The organism is Amycolatopsis sp. NPDC023774, assembly GCF_040639695.1.
Taxonomy (GTDB): Bacteria; Actinomycetota; Actinomycetes; order Mycobacteriales; family Pseudonocardiaceae; genus Amycolatopsis.
The window spans coordinates 33,535-49,361 of sequence record NZ_JBFAAJ010000018.1 but is presented as its reverse complement, the minus strand read 5'-3'; the positions used below and the strand labels follow the sequence as shown (position 1 = coordinate 49,361).

The following is a 15,827-nucleotide window of genomic DNA, read 5'->3' as shown; positions in this document are numbered from 1 at the left end:
TTGTCTTCCCCCCCCCTCCCGCGCCCCCCACACCCCCCCCGCGTTGGGGTGTTTTTGGGCTTTCCCACCCCCCTTGGGGTGTTGGGGTGCGTTCAGCGCACCGAACGCCACATCGGGGCGGTGGGAGCCTCAGCCCACGATGTTCTTCCCGGTCTCCAGCACGGACTTGAGGTCGGAAAGCACCCAGGCCCAGCCACCACCCGCGTTCTCACCCGGACCGGCGTCGACGTTCTCCATCGCACCCGACACGAGCGCCGCGTGCCCGGGCGCGCCCGTGACGTCGTGGGTCACGGTCAGTCTGGTACCGGCGGTCTTGGTTTCCTCGATGTCGTACGTGAGCGTGGTGTAGGGCTCCGCGATCAGGTTCGGGTCCATCAGCAGCTTCCACGTGATCACGAGCTTGCGCGGCGGGTCGGACTCGAGCACCTCGCCGTCCAGCAGGTCACTCGTGAACCCCGCGTCGATGAACTCCTGCGTCGGCTTGGTGCGGTGCTTGCCGCCCGTCTTGAGGTCGAACTCGGCCAGCCCGGAGTACCCGTACTTCTGCGTCCACTCCGGCTTGGTGATCGCGTCCCAGATCGCCTGCGGCGTCGCCTTGATGTACACGCGGTTGACCTGCACGGTCTTGGTCTCGGTCATTTCGGTGGCTCCCTCTCCAGATCGCTCTTGAGCTCCATCAGCGCCGACACGTGGCGCTCGGTGTACTTGTCGATCCACCGGTCGTGGATCTCCCGGATCGGCACGGGGTTGAGAAAGTGGAGCTTCTCCCGCCCCTCCTTGCGCGTGATGACGAGCCCGGCCTCCTCGAGCAGCTTGAGGTGCTTCATCACCCCGAACCGCGTCATGTCCACTTCGGACTCCAGCTCGGTGAGCGTGCGGCCGTCATGCTCGAACAGCCGGTCCAGCAGGCCCCGGCGGGTCGGATCCGCCAGCGCCTTGAACACCAGGTCGTCGTCAGGCACACGACGAGAATAGGTGACCAAAAGGTCACGTGTCAACCCGTGCTCGCGCCAGGGTGTGGTGTTTGTGCTGATCAGCGAGTTCGGTGGCACCCTGCTCGTGCCAGGGGAGGGCGACCCCGGCACTGCCTGGCAGCCTCGCCTCGGCTTGATCCGGAGGGTTCCGGCCTGGGCAAGCCTGGCCGATCGGCTGCGACGACTTCGAGCCGGTGCACTCGATCGCGCTGGAAGAACACTTCAGACGCGCGAGATCGAGCGCGAGATCAGCGAGTGCGGCTGCTCGCCGGCGACTGACCCGTCACCCGCTTGAACGCCGCACTGAACGCGCTCTCCGAGCCGTACCCCCACCGGGAAGCCACGGAAGCGACCGTCCGGCCCTCGGCGAGGTCCCGGGTGGCGCCGGAGATCCGCCGGTGCAGCAGGTAGTCCATCGGGGACAACCCCACCAGAGCCTTGAACCGCGTCGCGAACACCGTCCGCGACATCCCCGCCTCGGCCGCCAGGCGGGCCACCGTCCAGCCGAACGCCGGACGCCGGTGCATCGCCGCCAGCGCGGCGCCGATCTGCGGGTCGCGGAAGGCGCCGAGCCAGCCGGTGTCCGAGGACGGGGACAGGAGCGACCGCAGGACCTGGAGGTAGAGGATCTCCGTCAGGTGCTGCCGCATCACTGATCCGCCCGGGCGCGCGGCGGCCGTTTCGTCGGCGAGCAGCCGCAGGGTCGAGTTCAGCACCACGGCCGTGTGCGGGTCGACGATGCGAGCGGAAGCGCCGAGCTCCTCCAGCAATACGGCGACGGCCGGATCCGCGAAGTCGATCACGCCGCCGACCAGCGAAGTGTCCGTGGTCGGACCCACGACACCGAGGTGGTCCCTGAACAGCATCCGGCCTTCGACGGGTGCGACGTCGGGCGAGCTGGCGGTGACGTACGCGGCGTCGCGGCCGATGAGGTAACAGTCGCCTTCGGACAGGAACACCGGGGCGGATCCCTCCGGCAGCACCCAGCACGAGCCCGTCGTCACGGTGATCACCTTGGGGTGCGAGCCGTCGAACCGCACCGCCCACTCGCCACCCGCCGTCAGCCGGGCCGGGAGCGCCGGGCGGACGTCGGCCATCGACAGGACGTCGGCGAGGGGATCCGGACGATCCAGCACGAGCTCCGAACGCTCACTCATGGTCCGCACCCTCCGCTCTGCCTAGCGTGGAAAGCACCCGAGGAAAGGAACCTCCGTGCGATACCAACAACTGGGCGCCACCGGAACTTTCGTGTCCAGGATCGCACTCGGCACCATGACGTTCGGCGGCTCCGGCCGGAAGCCGTGGGACGTGATCGGCGGCCTGGACCTCAAGGCGGCCGACGAACTGGTCGGCATCGCCCTGGACCAGGGCGTGAACCTCATCGACACGGCCGACATGTACGCCGGCGGCGAGACCGAGGAGCTGCTGGGCAAGATCCTCAAGGGCCGCCGCCGCGACGTGGTGCTCGCCACCAAGGCCTACTCGCGCATGGGCGCCGGTCCCAACGAGGTGGGGCTCTCCCGTGTCCACTTGCGCCACGCGATCGAGGACAGCCTCCGCCGCCTCGGCACCGACCACATCGACCTCTACCAGATCCACGCCCACGACCACCTGACGCCGCTCGACGAGACGCTGGCCGCCCTCGACGACGCCGTCCGCCAGGGCAAGATCAGCTACGTCGGCACGTCCAACACCTTCGCCTGGCAGCTCGCGAAGGCCCTCGGCGTCGCCGACCTGCGCGGTTACCCGCGGTTCGTGTCGCTGCAGGCGTACTACTCGCTCGTCGGGCGCGACCTCGAGCGCGAGCTGCTGCCGCTGGTCAACGAGGAGAAGCTCGGCCTGCTCGTCTACAGCCCGCTGGCCGGCGGCTTCCTCTCCGGCAAGTTCACCCGCGACAGCCACGACGCCTCCGGCCGCCGCGCCCAGGCCGACACCCCGCCGATCGACCGCGAACGCGGCTACGACATCGTCGACGCGCTGCCGCGAGGTCGCCGACCGCCACGATGTCGGCGTCGCCCGCGTCGCGCTGGCCTGGGTGCTCGCACAGCGCGGCGTGACCAGCGTGATCGTCGGGGCCAAACGGCCCGACCAGTTGCACGAGAACCTCGCGGCCGTCGACCTGGAGCTCACCGGCCAGGACCTCGCCGAGCTGGACGCCGTCAGCGCCATGACACCCGAGTACCCGGCCTGGACGCTCGACGGCGCTTACCCCTCGCGCACCCCCTAAACCAGCGCGCCCAGCGGCAGGATCAACGCGATCGACACCACCGAGATCACCGTCTCCATCACCGACCACGTCTTCAGCGTCTGCCCGACGGACATACCGAAGTACTCCTTCACCAGCCAGAACCCGGCGTCGTTCACGTGCGAGAAGAACAGCGAGCCGGCGCCGATGGCCAGCACCAGGAGCGCGTTGTGGGTCGGGTCGAGGGTGGCGGCGAGTGGCGCGACGATGCCGGCGGCGGACACCGTGGCGACGGTCGCGGAGCCCGTCGCCAGGCGGATCGCGACGGCGACCAGCCAGCCGAGCAGCAGCGGCGACAGGTGGGCGCCGGTGGAGAGGTTGGTGATCACGTCACCGACGCCGGCGTCCACCAGCGTCTGCTTGAAGCCACCGCCCGCGGCCACGATGAGCAGGATGCCCGCGATTGGGGCGAGGGAGTCGCTGATGATCGACGACAGTTGCGCGCGGTGCAGGCCCGCCGGGCGGCCCAGCGTGACCATGCCGACGAGGACCGCGAGCAGCAGCGCCACCAGCGGGTCGCCGATGAAGTCGAGCACGCGGCGCACGCCGTTTTCCTTGCCCAGCAGGATGTCCGAGAGCGCCTTCAGCAACATCAGCACCACGGGCAGCAGCACCGTGGTCAGCGTCGCGCCGAAGCTGGGCCGCTTGTCGACCTCGGTGCTCTCCGACTCGGGCACCAGGCGCTGCGGCGGCGTGGCGTCCGGCACCCACCGGGCGGCGACGCGGCCGAACAGCGGGCCGGCGATGACCACCGTCGGGATACCGACGAGCAGGCCGAGCGCCAGCGTGATGCCCACGTTGGCGCCGAGCGCACCCGCCGCGGCCAGCGGCCCGGGGTGTGGCGGGATCAGCCCGTGGAGCACGGACAGGCCCGCGAGCGCCGGGATTCCCAGCAGCAACACGGGTTTCCCGCTGCGCTTGGCGACGAGCAGCACCACCGGGATCAGCATCACGAGACCGATCTCGAAGAACATCGGCAGCCCGATCAACGCGGCCACGAGCGCCATCGCCCACGGCAGCCCGGCGCCGTGCACGCGCCCGAGGATCGTGTCCACGATCCGGTCCGCACCACCGGAATCGGCCAGCAGCTTGCCGAGCATCGCGCCGAACGCGATCAGCAACCCGACCGAGGCGACCGTGCTGCCGACGCCGCTTTCGAAGCTCTTCAACAGCTTGTCCACGGGCATGCCGGCGACGATCCCGAGCACGCCGGAGCCGATCGTCAACGCCAGCAGCGGGTGGAGCTTCAGCTTGCTGATCAGCACCACGATCACGGCGATGGCGAGCACTGTCGCCACGATCAGGCGGGTGTCGTGGCCGGTCCAGCCGGCGGCGAGGGTGGTCATACACGCTCCCGGAACGCGTGAAGCGCCGCCTCGACGAGGGCGGCGGGGCTTTCGGTGATCTCGAAGACTTCGCCTGGCTCGTCCGGCTGCAGCGGTTCGAGGTCCGCGAGCTGGGAGTCGAGCAGCGAAACGGGCATGAAGTGGCCCTTGCGGGTCTGCATGCGCTCGGCGAGCACGTCGCGCTCGCCGTGGAGGTGGAGGAACCAGACGTTGCCGCCGGCTCTCAGCTCGTCGCGGTAGCGGCGTTTCAGCGCGGACGAAGACACGACCCCGCCCGACTCCTGGTGCGACGCGATCCAGTGTGCGATCGCCTGCAACCAGGGCTCGCGATCGGCGTCCGTCAGCGCGTGGCCGGCGGTCATCTTCTCGATGTTGGCCTTCGGGTGGAAGGTGTCGGCCTCGGCGTACTCCACGCCAAGGCGCTCGGCCAGCGCCTCGCCGACCGTCGTCTTCCCCGAGCCGGACACGCCCATCACGACGATGACGGTCATCCGCACCTCCTTGGGTCCGCACGAGTCAAGCTCAAAAGTAATACTTATTCAAGAAGAAGTAGTACTTAATCGAGACAGCGCGGTAAGTTGGCCTGATGGGGAGCGATCGGCACGAGGAAGTCCTCGACGTGCTGGGTGCGGCCATCGCCAACGGTGAGCTGGCGCCAGGTGCCGTGCTGCGCTCCGACGAGCTGCAGGAACGCTTCGGCGCTTCCCGCACGGTGGCTCGCGAGGTGGTGCGCGTGCTGGAGACGATGGGGCTCACCACGAGCCGCCGCCGCGTCGGCGTGATCGTGAGCGACCCGGCCGGGTGGAACCACTACGACCCGCGCCTGATCCGCTGGCAGCTCGACGGTTCTGAGCGCGCGGGGGCGCTGCGGACGTTGACGGAGCTGCGCTCGGGGGTCGAGCCGTCGGCCGCGCGGTTCGCGGCGCTGCGCGCGACCCCCGAAGAACGTGGCCGGTTGCGCGCGCTGGGCCACCGGCTGGAGGAGACGGCTCGGGCGCGCGACCTGACGACGTTCCTCGGCCACGACATCGCGTTCCACGACCTGCTGCTCACCGCGTCGGGAAACCCGATGTTCGCGCAGCTGTCCACCGTGGTGGCCGAGGTGCTCGCGGGCCGCACCTCCCACGGCCTGATGCCCGAGGAACCGCAGCCCGAGGCCGTGGCGCTGCACGTGGAAGTGGCCGCGGCCGTGGACGTCGGCGACGTCGATGGAGCCGAGTGCGCCATGCGCGGCATCGTGGACCAGGCACGGGAAGAAATCGCCGCCGCGGTGTCGAGTAATCTCGGCGGGCAGTAATCAGCGGCACTGACCTCGCCGGGCCTTCGCCCCGGCGGAATCGAACCACGTTCCCGGGGGGCTACTGGTGAGCGCGGCACGCGCGATCGGCTTGATGCTCGGCCTGGCGGCTGACGGAGTCCTCGGCAACCCCCGGCAGCGCCCGCCCGTCACGGCGTTCCGCCGCCTGGTGACGCTGGGCGCCGGGCAGGGTGGGGGTTCCGCCGCTGCGCTGGGCGCCGGGAGCGGTGATGCCGTTGGGGCGCCTGGGGAATCCGCTGTCGCGCAGGCAGCCGGCGCCGAGGCTTTCGGTGCACCCGCCGAATTCGCCGCCACGAGGTCCGCCCGCGCCGCCGTGACCGGCCTCGGCCTGGCGGGCGCCGCCGTGGTGGTGGGCCTGGTCGCCGAACGCACCGCTCGCGACCGACCTGTGGTCCAGGCCGTGGCCACGGCTGTCACGACCTGGGCGGTCGTCGGCGCCGCCGGCCTCGCGACGCAGGGCACGGAGCTCGCGCGCGACCTCGAAGAGGGCCGCCTCGAACCCGCGCGCGGCACACTGTCCGAACTGGACCCGCGGGTCGCCGACGGCCTCGGCATGATCGCGCTTTCCCGTGCCGCCGTGGAAACCTTGGCCGAGAACACGTCGGAAATGGTCGTCGCGCCGCTGCTGTGGGGAGCGCTTGCGGGGATGCCGGGGCTGGTCGCGTCGCGGACCATCAGCGTCCTCGCACGCGGCTCGGCGGGGCACTGGCTTCTCGCCCGGCTCGACGAGCTCGTCCACCTCGTGCCGACGCGTATCGCGGCCGCCCTCACGGTGCTGGCCGCCCCCGTCGTCGGCGGCTCGGCAAGTGGCGCTTGGCGGGCTTGGCGGCGCGACACGATCGCCCACCCGAGCCCGAACGCGGGCCGTGTGGAAGCCGCGTTCGCCGGTGCGCTGGAGATCCGCGTCGGTGGCCGCACGGTGTACCCGCACGGGGTGGTGGAGCTGCCCGTACTGGGCGTCGGTCGCAACCCGGACGCCGGTCACGTCACGCGCGCGGTGGAGCTGTCGCGGGTCGTCGGCTGGCTGGCGGGCGCGACCTCGGTGACGGTGGCCGTCCTCGTCGGCGCGCGCCGCCGCCGTCGCAGGTGAGTCAGCTGCGCCGCTGAAGGTGCTCCAGCGCGGCCGCGTCCAACGGCCCGCCTCGCGCTGCCAGCTTCCCCGAGATCCGCTCCCGGTCGACCGGCGTCTTGTTGCCGCCGTACTTGAACTTCGCCTGCACCGACGTCACGGTCAGCTCGATCCCGCGGATCCCCGGCAGCAACCGCCGGTCGGGGGCGTCGACCGAGGACACCGGCGTCCGGCCGCTGCCCGGCTCAAAGTGCCCGAGCTGCCGGTTGAGCACCTCCGCCTTCTCGGCCGGGTCGTCGACGATCCGGACGTCACAGGCGAGCTGCACGGTCGCGTAGTACGACGTCGGCACGCCCACCGCCGGGTCGTCCGCGGTGTTCCAGTCCGACGGGATGTAGGTGTACTCGCCGATCACCGTGAGCAAGGCCCGCGGGTGTTCCTCCAGCAATGGCCACACCGGGTTGGGCCGCGCGAGGTGCAGCCAGACGGTGGCCTCGCCGTCGAAGGTGAAGTGCGTCGGGACGACCACCGGGAGGTCACAGCCGTGGCCGCCGGCCACGAGCTGGCCGAAGTCGTGGCCCTCGAGCCACGGCCGCCATTCCGCGTCGTCCCCGGCGTCCCAAGGGTGGATCAGCATGACACCGAGTATCGCCCGGCGAAGTGGCCCCGAAACAGGGCCAGTTCTGGGCTGGAACAGGAGACCACTCGGCTACCGCTGGGCTAGGCCGAGGGGGTGAACTCTTCCTCGTCCTCGGCCAGCATCTCCGCCACGGACTTGCGACGCGTGCGCTCCGGCTTCTCCGTGGCCAGGGCGCCACCGGGCTTGAGCTCCCGGATCGTGAAGTACAGCCAGCCCAGGATGGCCATGCTGCCGAACGCAAGCCACTGCAACGCGTAGGAGAAGAAGGGCCCCGAGTCCAGCTGCGGCAGCGGCAGCGCGCCGAGCACGCCGGGCTGGTTCTGGTCGAGCTGGAAATAGCCGGACCGGATCTTCAGACCGGATGAGCGCGCCACCACCTGCGAGTCGACGGTGTAGCTCTGCAGCTTCCCCTTCGTCGACGCGTCGGAAAACGCGTCGCGGTGCTTCGGGTCCAGCTCGTCGCTGCGCACGCGCGCGACCACGGTGACCTGGCCGCCGGGCGCGGCGGCGTAGGGGAGCACGCCGGACTGGTCGTCGAGCCGCACGTAACCGCGGTCGATGAGATAGACGGTCCCGTCAGCCGCGCGCAACGGCGTGAGCACCTCGAACGCGGCCTCGCCCTGCACGGTCCGCAACCGGGCGACGACCTCTGCCGACGGCAGATACGTGCCCGTGATCGACACGAGGTGCCATTCCGTCTGCTGGTTGGGCGTCGTGTCGGCCGGCAGCAGCTGGGCGACGGGCGCCGGCTGGGCCGTGAACGACGCGGTGAGTGCGTTGTTCTGGGCCTCCTGCTCGGCGTCGCGCCGGAACTGCCAGGGCGCGAGAAGGGTGTAGCAGCAGACGGCGAAGGTGAACACCACCACCGTCAGTGCCAGCCAGCCGGGCCGGAGCAGAAACCGCAACCGCACCCCTCCACGGTAGGCCGTCGCCCCACCGGGCGCGCGGCGACCTCTCTCACCTGTGATTTCGCCCGGGACAAACCGGTCTTAACCGTGCGCGCGCACCCACTGGAGAAGGCCGGGCATCGCGCGCTCGATCATCGCCAGCACGTTCTCGAAGCCCTCGTCACCGCCGTAGTACGGGTCCGGCACCTCCGCGCCGACCTTCGCCGCCGGATCGAACTCACGCAGCAGCCGCACTTTCGCCGGGTCCTCGACGCGCCCGCGCAGGAAGTCGAGGTGCCCTTCGTCCGCCGCCAGCAGCAGATCGGCTTCGAGGTCCCCGTCGTTCACCTCCGACGCGACGTGCTGCGTCGGGTAGCCGTGGGCCCGCAGCGTCGCCTGTGCCCGCCGGTCGGCCGGCTCCCCGGCGTGCCACGGCCCGGTGCCGGCGCTGGACACCTTCACGACGTCCGCCAGCCCCGCCTCGGCGAGCTTCGCCCGGAACACCAGCTCCGCCATCGGCGAGCGGCAGATGTTGCCAGAACACACGAACACCACATTCAGCACGGGTTTTCCTTCACTGCTCGGCGCCGGGGAGGCTCGGACACGAGAAAGCCCTCCAGGGTTCTCGGATCGCTGGAGGGCTTTCTCCGGTGTTTCTCGGGTGTTTCTTCTTGTGTTCGGGATGCGGGTCAGCGTCCGAGCTGCGACAGGAACGCCGACCAGCCGGCACGGGTGGCCGTCAAGTGCCCGGCCGGCCGGTCCTTCGTGTCGCGGATCCCGACGAGGTCGGCCGCCATGGCGACCTCCACGCAGTCCGAGGTGTTCTGCGACCGGCTCGACTTCCGCCAGCCGGTGAAATGCTGCTGTTTCATGCCGCTGTCTCCAAGTTGCCGAGGACCTCAGCGATGAGCGTTCGTGTCTCTTCGGGACTCATCGCAACGTCCTGAACTCTATCGATCGCCAGCTGGTAGGCCTCGACATCGGCGGGCTGGTGGAAGAACAGAGCGGATCGCCGGTTCTCGATCTGGACCACGGGCGTCCGGTCGGCGAATTCCAGCAGCACGAACGGCCCTTCCAGGGCGGGGTGCCAGCCCGCCGACTCCGGGATGGCGCGCACCGTGACGTTGCCCCAGCGGCTCGCCTCATCGAGTGCGCGCAGCTGCTCCGCCATGACCGCCGGGCCGCCGATGTTCCGGCCGAGCGCGGTTTCGTCGAACAAGGCGAGCAGTTTCGCCGGGCGCTCGCGCCGCGTGATCGCGTCGCGGCGCCCGATGCGAACAGCGACTCGGGTCTCGACGTCACTCGCCGGCACCCCACCGGCACCGATGATGGCGCGCGCATACGCCGAGGTTTGGAGCAGTCCGGGAATGATCAGCGGCGAGACGTTCACGATTCGCGCTGCATCGCGCTCCAGCTCCAGCAGTGCGGCGAGCTGGCGCTGCTGCTCCGGCAGGCCCGAGGCGACCCAGTGCCGGCCGTCGCTGTCGCGGGCGAGCTCCACCAATTCTTCGCGCAGGTCGGGGTCCGTGCCGAGCGCCCCGAGCACCGTCGCCACATCGATCGGCCGAGGGTTCCGCTCGCCGGACTCCCAGCGGCCGATGGTGGTGTGCGCTACTCCGATCCGAGCGGCCAGCGTGCGCGCGCTGAGCCCGGCGTCTTCGCGAGCCCTGCGGAGTTCGGCGCCGACGGCTCGCGCTCTCGGGGTGGTCCCAGCCATCCGCCACAGAAAACCACACACAGCGTTGCGAACGGTTACCTCGATCGGTGCATTGTGCCGAACGGTGCCATCGATCATAGTTTCCCGGCTTCAGACGGCACCGCATGGCACCAGGGCGGCACCGGCTGGAGACCACGGAGGTCTGAGGCATGGCAAGGGGGTCGGAGGGGCACGAGGATTTCGGGCGAACTGTCGCCGGCGATGGTCGAGCGTGGGCTGTACGCGGTGCATTTCTGTTCGGTCGACACCCGCAACCACCGGTACCTGCGATCGCAGCTCGAAGACCCCGACCGCGGCACCTTCCAGCCCGGCTGTGTGCTGAGCAGCTTGATGATCCCGGCGCGCTGGGCGTTCCGGTCCGAACTGTCGTCGGACGAGCTCGGCGACGAACGCGACAAGTCCCGCGACTGCCGCGTGTGCTTCCGGGTGAGGCGATGACCGTGGGCTGGTGGATCACGGACGACGGCTGCGAAGTCGACACCGACCGCGAGACCGGCCAGGTCATCGACGAGGCAGGTCGGCGCACCGTGGCCGAGTTCGCCGAGTGGGCCCTGACCGGCGTCGAACAGGGGCGCACCATCGACGAGCTGGCCGAGGTCGTCCAGTGTGGTGACGCCTTGATCCGCCTCGCGATCCTCGTGGCCCGCCGCCACCGCGCCGCCGGCCGCCGCGCCGCCGAGGACGTCACCCGCACCTGACCAACCCGTACCCAGCTCCCGGCCGCCGCGTTCGCTTCCCCGACCAGGGCGCGGCGGGCCGGGTTCCCCTTCCACCGCCCGACGCCGGAGAACTCCGGAGAGCAGCGCCGAACGGTGGAGGGCGGACGCCCCCGGTGACTTCTCGGACGCCGGGGGCGTCTTGCCGCCTCGGGGTGCCGAGGCCGCCGCCGCCCTCGTGGGAAGATCCGGTGGTGCCTGCCCTAGCCGAGATCCTCGACGTCCTCGAACGCCACTACCCGCCGCGCCTCGCGGAGCAGTGGGATGCCGTCGGGCTCGTGTGCGGGGACCCGGCGGAGGAGGTCACCCGGGTGCTGTTCTGCGTCGACCCCGTCGAGGAGACGGTGACCGAGGCCGAGGACCTCGGCGCGCAGCTGATCGTGGCGCACCACCCGCTGCTGCTGCGCGGGGTGCACGGCGTGCCCGCGGACACGGTGAAGGGCGGCCTCGTGCACCGCCTCATCCGCGGCGGCCGCGCGCTCTACTGCGCGCACACCAACGCGGACTCGGCCGACCCCGGCGTGTCCGACGCGCTCGCGCACGCCATCGGACTCACCGTCGACCGGCCGCTCGACCCGCAGGAACCCGGCGGCCGCACGGGCATCGGGCGAATCGGGCACCTGGCCGAAGCCGAGCCGTTCGCGGTGTTCGTGCAGCGCGTCGCCGAGGCGTTGCCGGCCACCGTGCCGGGCGTGCTGGGCGCGGGGGATCCGGACCGGCCGATCCGCACCGTCGCGGTGTCCGGCGGGGCCGGCGACTCCTACCTCGCGCGCGCGGCCGCCGAGGGCGTCGACGCGTACGTGACGGCGGACCTGCGCCACCACCCGGCCGGCGAGCACCTCGCGGCCGCGGGGCCCGCGTTGGTCGGGCTCACGCACTGGGCCAGCGAATGGCCCTGGTGCGGGCAGGCCTCGGGCCTTGTCGACGCGGCCTTTGCGGGTAACGTCGACAGTCACGTCTCCACGCGGTGCACCGACCCGTGGACCGTCCGCGCGACCCCCGCCAGCTGACTCACCGCAAGTCCCCCATTCACCAAGGAGCACCGTGAAGGCCGACCCCGCCGTCCAGCGCCAGCTGCTCGAACTCGCGAAGGTGGATGCCGAGCTTTCGCGCACCGCGCACCGCCGGCGCACCCTGCCCGAGCTCGCCGAGATCGACGCGGGCGAGAAGACCGTGCGCGAGAAGCGCGACGCGCTGGTGTCCGTGCAGACCGCCGCGTCGGACCTCGACCGTGAGATCGCCCGGCAGGAGAAAGAGGTCGAGTCGGTGCGGGCCCGCGAGGACCGCGACCGCAAGCTGCTGGACTCGGGCTCGGTCAACGCCAAGCAGATGACCGACATCGAGCACGAGCTGCAGACGCTCGGCCGCCGCCAGAGCGCGCTCGAAGACGACCTGCTGGAGCTCATGGAGCAGCGCGAGGCCCTGGAGCTCGACGCGCAGCGCACCGGCGCCGAGGTCGACAAGGCCGAGGCGGGCGTCGCGGCCGCGATCGAGCGCCGCGACGAGGAGTTCAAGGACCTCGACACCACGCGCGCCCGCCGCGACGAGGACCGCGCGAAGCTGCTGCCGCGCTTCCCGGAGCCGGTGCTCAAGCTGTACGAGCGCGTGCTGGCCCACAAGGGCATCGGCGCGGCCCTGCTGCGCGCCCGCCGCTGCGGCGCCTGCCAGCTGGAGCTGGACCGCAACACCATCGCCGAGATCAAGGCGACGCCCGAGGACACCATCGTCCAGTGCGAGAACTGCGGGGCGATCCTGGTCCGTACGTTGGAGTCGGGCCTGTGACCGACCGGGTCGTCGTCGAGGCCGACGGGGGGTCGCGGGGCAACCCGGGCCCGGCCGGCTACGGCGCGGTCGTGAAGGACGCCGCCACCGGCGAGGTGCTGGCCGAGCGCCACGAGTACCTCGGCGTGGTGACCAACAACGTCGCGGAGTACTCGGGACTCATCGCGGCCCTGACCGCGGCGGCGGAGGCCGGTGCGTCCATTGTGGACGTACGGATGGACTCCAAGCTGGTCGTGGAGCAGATGTCCGGGCGCTGGAAGATCAAGCACGCCGCGCTGCAGCCGCTCGCCGCGCGGGCACGTGAACTCGCGGACGGGTTCGACCGTGTCACCTACATGTGGATCCCGCGCGCAGAGAACTCCCACGCCGACCACCTCGCCAACGTCGCCATGGACAGCGGCACCGGCAAGGCCGCCACCCCGGCCCCTGCTCAGCACACACCGCAGGTCAAGACCACCTCCGGCACCGGTGAGGGCGACCGCGTCGCCAAAGCCGGCTGGACCGGCGCGCGCGGCACCCCCACCCGCCTGCTGCTCCTGCGCCACGGTCAGACCGAGATGTCGGTCGACCGCCGCTACTCCGGCCGCGGCGACGTGCCGCTCACCGAGCGCGGGCGCGGTCAGGCGGCTGCGGCGGCGAAGCGCCTCGGCGCGTGGCCGGGGCTCGTCTCCGAGGACGGCGAGGCCGCCCCCATCGTCTCCTCACCCCTGACCAGGACGAAGCAGACCGCGCAAGCCGTGGCCGACGCGCTGGGCACCCGCTTCGTCACGCACCCGGGCCTCATCGAGACCGACTTCGGTGAATGGGAGGGCCTCACCTTCACCGAGGCCGCCGAACGCGACCCCGAGCTGCACCGCTGCTGGCTGCGCGACTCGTCGTGCGCGCCGCCCGGGGGCGAGAGCTTCGACGCGGTCCACGAGCGCGTCGGCCAGGCCCGCCGGGACCTGATCGAGCAGTACCAGGGGAAGACGATCATCGTCGTCAGCCACGTCACGCCCATCAAGACGCTGCTGCGGATGGGGCTCGACGCGGGCCCGAGCCTGCTGTTCCGCCTGCACCTGGACCTGGCGTCGCTCTCGATCGTGGAGTTCTACCCGGACGGCAACTCCTCCGTGCACCTCGCCAACGACATCTCGCACCTGTCCTGACCGCGTCCGGACCGGGACCGTGCCCTGACCGGGGAAAGTGTGGGGCGGATCACGCTGAAGGACGACGCGTGAGCGGGCGCCGATCCGGTATTGGCTAGAGTGCTGTGTCGACCGCGGCGCCGCGGCGCGGGTTCCACCCGGGATCCTCATCAGGGGGGCGCAGGCTCGTGCGTTTCTCGGCAAGCTCTGCGAGTAGAAACAGTGACGAGGTAATGACCGCTAGCGCACTCACCGAAGCATCCGAACGCGACCTCCCCGGCGAGGACGCGCCCGTGACCGCCGTCGGCCTGCGCCACGGCTGGCTCGCCTCCGTCCTGGCGGTGCTGGCCGGCGTCGCCGCGGTCGCCTGGCACGCCACGCGCTACGGCCATTGGATCGTCGACGACGCGGCCATCACGTTCTCCTACTCGCGCAGCCTGGCCGACGGCCTCGGTCCGGTCCTGCAGCCGGGCGCGCCGCCCGTCGAGGGCTTCTCCGACCCGACGTGGATGGTCCTGCTCGCAGGCGGGAAGCTCGTCGGCCTGTTCGACCACGGCCTGCTGTTCGGCATCCCCGACTACGTGCTGTTCCCGAAGCTGCTCGGTCTGCTGTTCACCGCCGGCATCCTCACGCTGTGCCACGTCGTGGCGCGGCAGATCTTCCCCCGTCACGCGTGGGCGGCCACGCTGGCCGTGGGACTCACACTGGCGACGATCCCGTCGTTCGTGATCTGGGTGGTCTCGGGCCTCGAGAACTCGCTGTTCGCGTTCGCGGTGCTCGGCCTCGCAGTGCTGCTGTTCACCGCGGTGCGCAAGGGACGCACGCTCACGTGGAAGGTCGCGGTCGGCGCGGGCGTGATCGTGGCGTTCGCCGCGCTCACTCGTCCGGAAGGCCTGATCTACGCCGCTGCGTTCCCGCTCGTCCTGCTGTACGGCGTGCGGCGCGAGGGTTTCTGGGTCAGCTTCCGCTACGCCGTGTTGTCCATTGTGGCCTTCGCGGTCCCGTTCGGCGCATATGTGGCGTGGCGCCACAGCGAGTTCGGCGGCCGGTTCCTCGCCAACCCGTCGGTGGCGAAGAAGCAGGGCCTGCCCGACCTGATGTCGGTGGTCCGGCCCGGAACCCTGATCCTCTACGCCGGTGTCGCCGCCGTGGTCGTGCTCGCGGTGGTGGTGATCTGGGCGCTGCGCAAGGCGCCGTGGCGGCGTCCGTTGGCCGCGTTGATCACACCGTTCGCGCTCGGCGTGATCGCCTTCGGCGTGCTGATGCCCGACTGGATGGCGCAGTTCCGCTTCGCGACGCCGGTGTGGGTGCTGGGCGTGCTCGCGGGCACGCTGTCGTTCGGTGAGCTGCTGCGCACGGTGAAGGTGCGCTGGCGCGCGGTCGCGTCGGTGGCCGTGGTCGCCGCGGCGATCCCGTCGCTGGTCGGGTTCGTGCAGCAGTCCGACGAGTTCATCAAGAGCCCCACCGTGCCGGCGTGCCTGATCGCCGACCGCTTCGGCCGCGGCTTCAACACCTACGCCGACATGCTGGGCCTGCAGCAGGCGTCGCTGCTGCTGCCGGACCTCGGCGGCTCGTCGATGACCAGCCGGCTGCAGCTCGTGGACATGGCGGGCCTGGTCAACGCGCCCATCGCCGACCTCACGCACGACGAGAACATGGCGGGCCTGCGCGACTACGTGTTCGACACGGTCAAGCCCACCTTTATCCACTCGTGGGGCCCGTGGGCCGGCGGCAACGGCATCTCGCTCGACCCGCGCATCGACCGCGACTACGACCCGATTTTCATCTACCCGGGGCCCGGCCTGCGCAACGGCGACTGGGTCCGCAAGGACGCGGTGAAGGACCCGGCGAAGCTCCAGGCCGTCCAGCACTACGCGGCGACCACGATGATGGACGTCGAGGCCTACCGCTTCGGCAACGGCCTCGACGACTGCGGTCCCACGCTGGAGCCGAGGCAAACGATCCCGCCGCGCCCCTAGGCGGACCGGCCCTCAACGGACCGTAAG

18 protein-coding genes and 2 pseudogenes are annotated in these 15,827 nt (G+C 70.8%); 10 read left to right on the top strand and 10 right to left on the bottom strand.

The features are described from left to right. Window positions 1-129: 129 nt before the first annotated feature. The 3 genes from AB0F91_RS30080 to AB0F91_RS30070 form a co-directional block, all read right to left on the bottom strand. On the bottom strand, window positions 130-639 hold the full coding sequence (locus AB0F91_RS30080; RefSeq protein ID WP_360602851.1) for an SRPBCC domain-containing protein: 510 nt from the start codon (window positions 637-639) through the stop codon (window positions 130-132). Then, window positions 636-962, bottom strand: coding sequence for a metalloregulator ArsR/SmtB family transcription factor (locus AB0F91_RS30075; RefSeq protein WP_360602849.1), 327 nt, complete (start codon window positions 960-962; stop codon window positions 636-638). Before AB0F91_RS30075 ends, AB0F91_RS30080 begins: the two co-directional genes overlap by 4 nt. A gap of 260 nt (window positions 963-1,222) precedes the next feature. Beyond that, entirely contained in the window at window positions 1,223-2,131 is a 909-nt protein-coding gene (locus AB0F91_RS30070; protein WP_360602847.1) for an AraC family transcriptional regulator, read from the bottom strand. Window positions 2,132-2,246: 115 nt separating this feature from the next. Here AB0F91_RS30070 and AB0F91_RS30065 point away from each other — a divergent pair. Both AB0F91_RS30065 and AB0F91_RS30060 read left to right on the top strand, forming a co-directional pair. Beyond that, window positions 2,247-2,831: pseudogene (locus AB0F91_RS30065) on the top strand (aldo/keto reductase); the annotation flags it as partial. A gap of 151 nt (window positions 2,832-2,982) precedes the next feature. Further along, window positions 2,983-3,201: pseudogene (locus AB0F91_RS30060) on the top strand (aldo/keto reductase); the annotation flags it as partial. Here AB0F91_RS30060 and AB0F91_RS30055 read toward each other — a convergent pair. Together AB0F91_RS30055 and AB0F91_RS30050 are read right to left on the bottom strand one after the other, a co-directional pair. Beyond that, window positions 3,198-4,565 (bottom strand): gluconate:H+ symporter, encoded by a 1,368-nt coding sequence (locus AB0F91_RS30055; protein ID WP_360602845.1) that lies wholly within the window; start codon window positions 4,563-4,565, stop codon window positions 3,198-3,200. The pseudogene AB0F91_RS30060 and the gene AB0F91_RS30055 sit on opposite strands and share 4 nt — an antisense overlap. Further along, window positions 4,562-5,056, bottom strand: a complete 495-nt coding sequence (locus AB0F91_RS30050) for a gluconokinase (protein ID WP_360602843.1) — start codon at window positions 5,054-5,056, stop codon at window positions 4,562-4,564. Before AB0F91_RS30050 ends, AB0F91_RS30055 begins: the two co-directional genes overlap by 4 nt. 95 nt (window positions 5,057-5,151) lie before the next feature. Here AB0F91_RS30050 and AB0F91_RS30045 point away from each other — a divergent pair, with 95 nt between their 5' ends. Together AB0F91_RS30045 and AB0F91_RS30040 are read left to right on the top strand one after the other, a co-directional pair. Further along, window positions 5,152-5,862 carry an FCD domain-containing protein gene (locus tag AB0F91_RS30045; RefSeq protein WP_360602841.1) on the top strand — a complete coding sequence of 237 codons (711 nt, stop codon included), beginning with the start codon at window positions 5,152-5,154 and terminating at the stop codon, window positions 5,860-5,862. A gap of 67 nt (window positions 5,863-5,929) precedes the next feature. Continuing rightward, window positions 5,930-6,973 carry a cobalamin biosynthesis protein gene (locus tag AB0F91_RS30040; protein WP_360602839.1) on the top strand — a complete coding sequence of 348 codons (1,044 nt, stop codon included), beginning with the start codon at window positions 5,930-5,932 and terminating at the stop codon, window positions 6,971-6,973. Between the two features lies 1 nt (window position 6,974). Here the strand turns inward: AB0F91_RS30040 and AB0F91_RS30035 are convergent, their stop codons facing one another. From AB0F91_RS30035 to AB0F91_RS30015, 5 genes are all read right to left on the bottom strand, one after another. After that, a complete protein-coding gene (locus AB0F91_RS30035; protein WP_360602837.1) occupies window positions 6,975-7,589 on the bottom strand; it encodes an FMN-binding negative transcriptional regulator in 615 nt (204 codons plus the stop codon). 83 nt (window positions 7,590-7,672) lie between these two features. Next, window positions 7,673-8,503: an SURF1 family cytochrome oxidase biogenesis protein gene (locus tag AB0F91_RS30030; protein ID WP_360602835.1), complete on the bottom strand. Its 831-nt coding sequence runs from the start codon at window positions 8,501-8,503 to the stop codon at window positions 7,673-7,675. A 78-nt stretch (window positions 8,504-8,581) separates the two neighbouring features. Next, a complete protein-coding gene (locus AB0F91_RS30025) occupies window positions 8,582-9,043 on the bottom strand; it encodes a low molecular weight protein-tyrosine-phosphatase (RefSeq protein WP_360602833.1) in 462 nt (153 codons plus the stop codon). A 125-nt stretch (window positions 9,044-9,168) separates the two neighbouring features. Then, window positions 9,169-9,351 (bottom strand): DUF397 domain-containing protein, encoded by a 183-nt coding sequence (locus AB0F91_RS30020; RefSeq protein ID WP_360602831.1) that lies wholly within the window; start codon window positions 9,349-9,351, stop codon window positions 9,169-9,171. Further along, window positions 9,348-10,196 carry a helix-turn-helix transcriptional regulator gene (locus AB0F91_RS30015; protein ID WP_360602829.1) on the bottom strand — a complete coding sequence of 283 codons (849 nt, stop codon included), beginning with the start codon at window positions 10,194-10,196 and terminating at the stop codon, window positions 9,348-9,350. The genes AB0F91_RS30020 and AB0F91_RS30015 overlap by 4 nt, the downstream gene beginning before the upstream one ends. Before the next feature lie 201 nt (window positions 10,197-10,397). Here AB0F91_RS30015 and AB0F91_RS30010 point away from each other — a divergent pair, with 201 nt between their 5' ends. The 6 genes from AB0F91_RS30010 (at window position 10,398) to AB0F91_RS29985 (ending at window position 15,800) form a co-directional block, all read left to right on the top strand. Then, window positions 10,398-10,634, top strand: coding sequence for a hypothetical protein (locus tag AB0F91_RS30010; protein WP_360602827.1), 237 nt, complete (start codon window positions 10,398-10,400; stop codon window positions 10,632-10,634). After that, on the top strand, window positions 10,631-10,894 hold the full coding sequence (locus AB0F91_RS30005; RefSeq protein WP_360602825.1) for a hypothetical protein: 264 nt from the start codon (window positions 10,631-10,633) through the stop codon (window positions 10,892-10,894). The genes AB0F91_RS30010 and AB0F91_RS30005 overlap by 4 nt, the downstream gene beginning before the upstream one ends. 212 nt (window positions 10,895-11,106) lie before the next feature. Beyond that, complete coding sequence (locus AB0F91_RS30000; RefSeq protein ID WP_360602823.1) at window positions 11,107-11,922, top strand: Nif3-like dinuclear metal center hexameric protein; 816 nt, start codon at window positions 11,107-11,109, stop codon at window positions 11,920-11,922. Between the two features lie 34 nt (window positions 11,923-11,956). Next, window positions 11,957-12,694: a C4-type zinc ribbon domain-containing protein gene (locus AB0F91_RS29995; RefSeq protein WP_360602821.1), complete on the top strand. Its 738-nt coding sequence runs from the start codon at window positions 11,957-11,959 to the stop codon at window positions 12,692-12,694. Then, window positions 12,691-13,842, top strand: coding sequence for a bifunctional RNase H/acid phosphatase (locus AB0F91_RS29990; protein ID WP_360602819.1), 1,152 nt, complete (start codon window positions 12,691-12,693; stop codon window positions 13,840-13,842). The genes AB0F91_RS29995 and AB0F91_RS29990 overlap by 4 nt, the downstream gene beginning before the upstream one ends. Window positions 13,843-14,054: 212 nt before the next feature. Next, window positions 14,055-15,800, top strand: coding sequence for a hypothetical protein (locus AB0F91_RS29985; protein WP_360602817.1), 1,746 nt, complete (start codon window positions 14,055-14,057; stop codon window positions 15,798-15,800). Window positions 15,801-15,827 lie beyond the last annotated feature (27 nt).

What these genes read in the sequence shown, in the direction of transcription:
- AB0F91_RS30080 (WP_360602851.1), bottom strand. Translation starts at nt 639, where the DNA reads ATGACCGAGACCAAGACCGTGCAGGTCAACCGCGTGTACATCAAGGCG.
- AB0F91_RS30070 (WP_360602847.1), bottom strand. Translation starts at nt 2,131, where the DNA reads ATGAGTGAGCGTTCGGAGCTCGTGCTGGATCGTCCGGATCCCCTCGCC.
- AB0F91_RS30055 (WP_360602845.1), bottom strand. Translation starts at nt 4,565, where the DNA reads ATGACCACCCTCGCCGCCGGCTGGACCGGCCACGACACCCGCCTGATC.
- AB0F91_RS30050 (WP_360602843.1), bottom strand. Translation starts at nt 5,056, where the DNA reads ATGACCGTCATCGTCGTGATGGGCGTGTCCGGCTCGGGGAAGACGACG.
- AB0F91_RS30045 (WP_360602841.1), top strand. Translation starts at nt 5,152, where the DNA reads ATGGGGAGCGATCGGCACGAGGAAGTCCTCGACGTGCTGGGTGCGGCC.
- AB0F91_RS30035 (WP_360602837.1), bottom strand. Translation starts at nt 7,589, where the DNA reads ATGCTGATCCACCCTTGGGACGCCGGGGACGACGCGGAATGGCGGCCG.
- AB0F91_RS30020 (WP_360602831.1), bottom strand. Translation starts at nt 9,351, where the DNA reads ATGAAACAGCAGCATTTCACCGGCTGGCGGAAGTCGAGCCGGTCGCAG.
- AB0F91_RS30015 (WP_360602829.1), bottom strand. Translation starts at nt 10,196, where the DNA reads ATGGCTGGGACCACCCCGAGAGCGCGAGCCGTCGGCGCCGAACTCCGC.
- AB0F91_RS30010 (WP_360602827.1), top strand. Translation starts at nt 10,398, where the DNA reads ATGGTCGAGCGTGGGCTGTACGCGGTGCATTTCTGTTCGGTCGACACC.
- AB0F91_RS30005 (WP_360602825.1), top strand. Translation starts at nt 10,631, where the DNA reads ATGACCGTGGGCTGGTGGATCACGGACGACGGCTGCGAAGTCGACACC.
- AB0F91_RS29985 (WP_360602817.1), top strand. Translation starts at nt 14,055, where the DNA reads ATGACCGCTAGCGCACTCACCGAAGCATCCGAACGCGACCTCCCCGGC.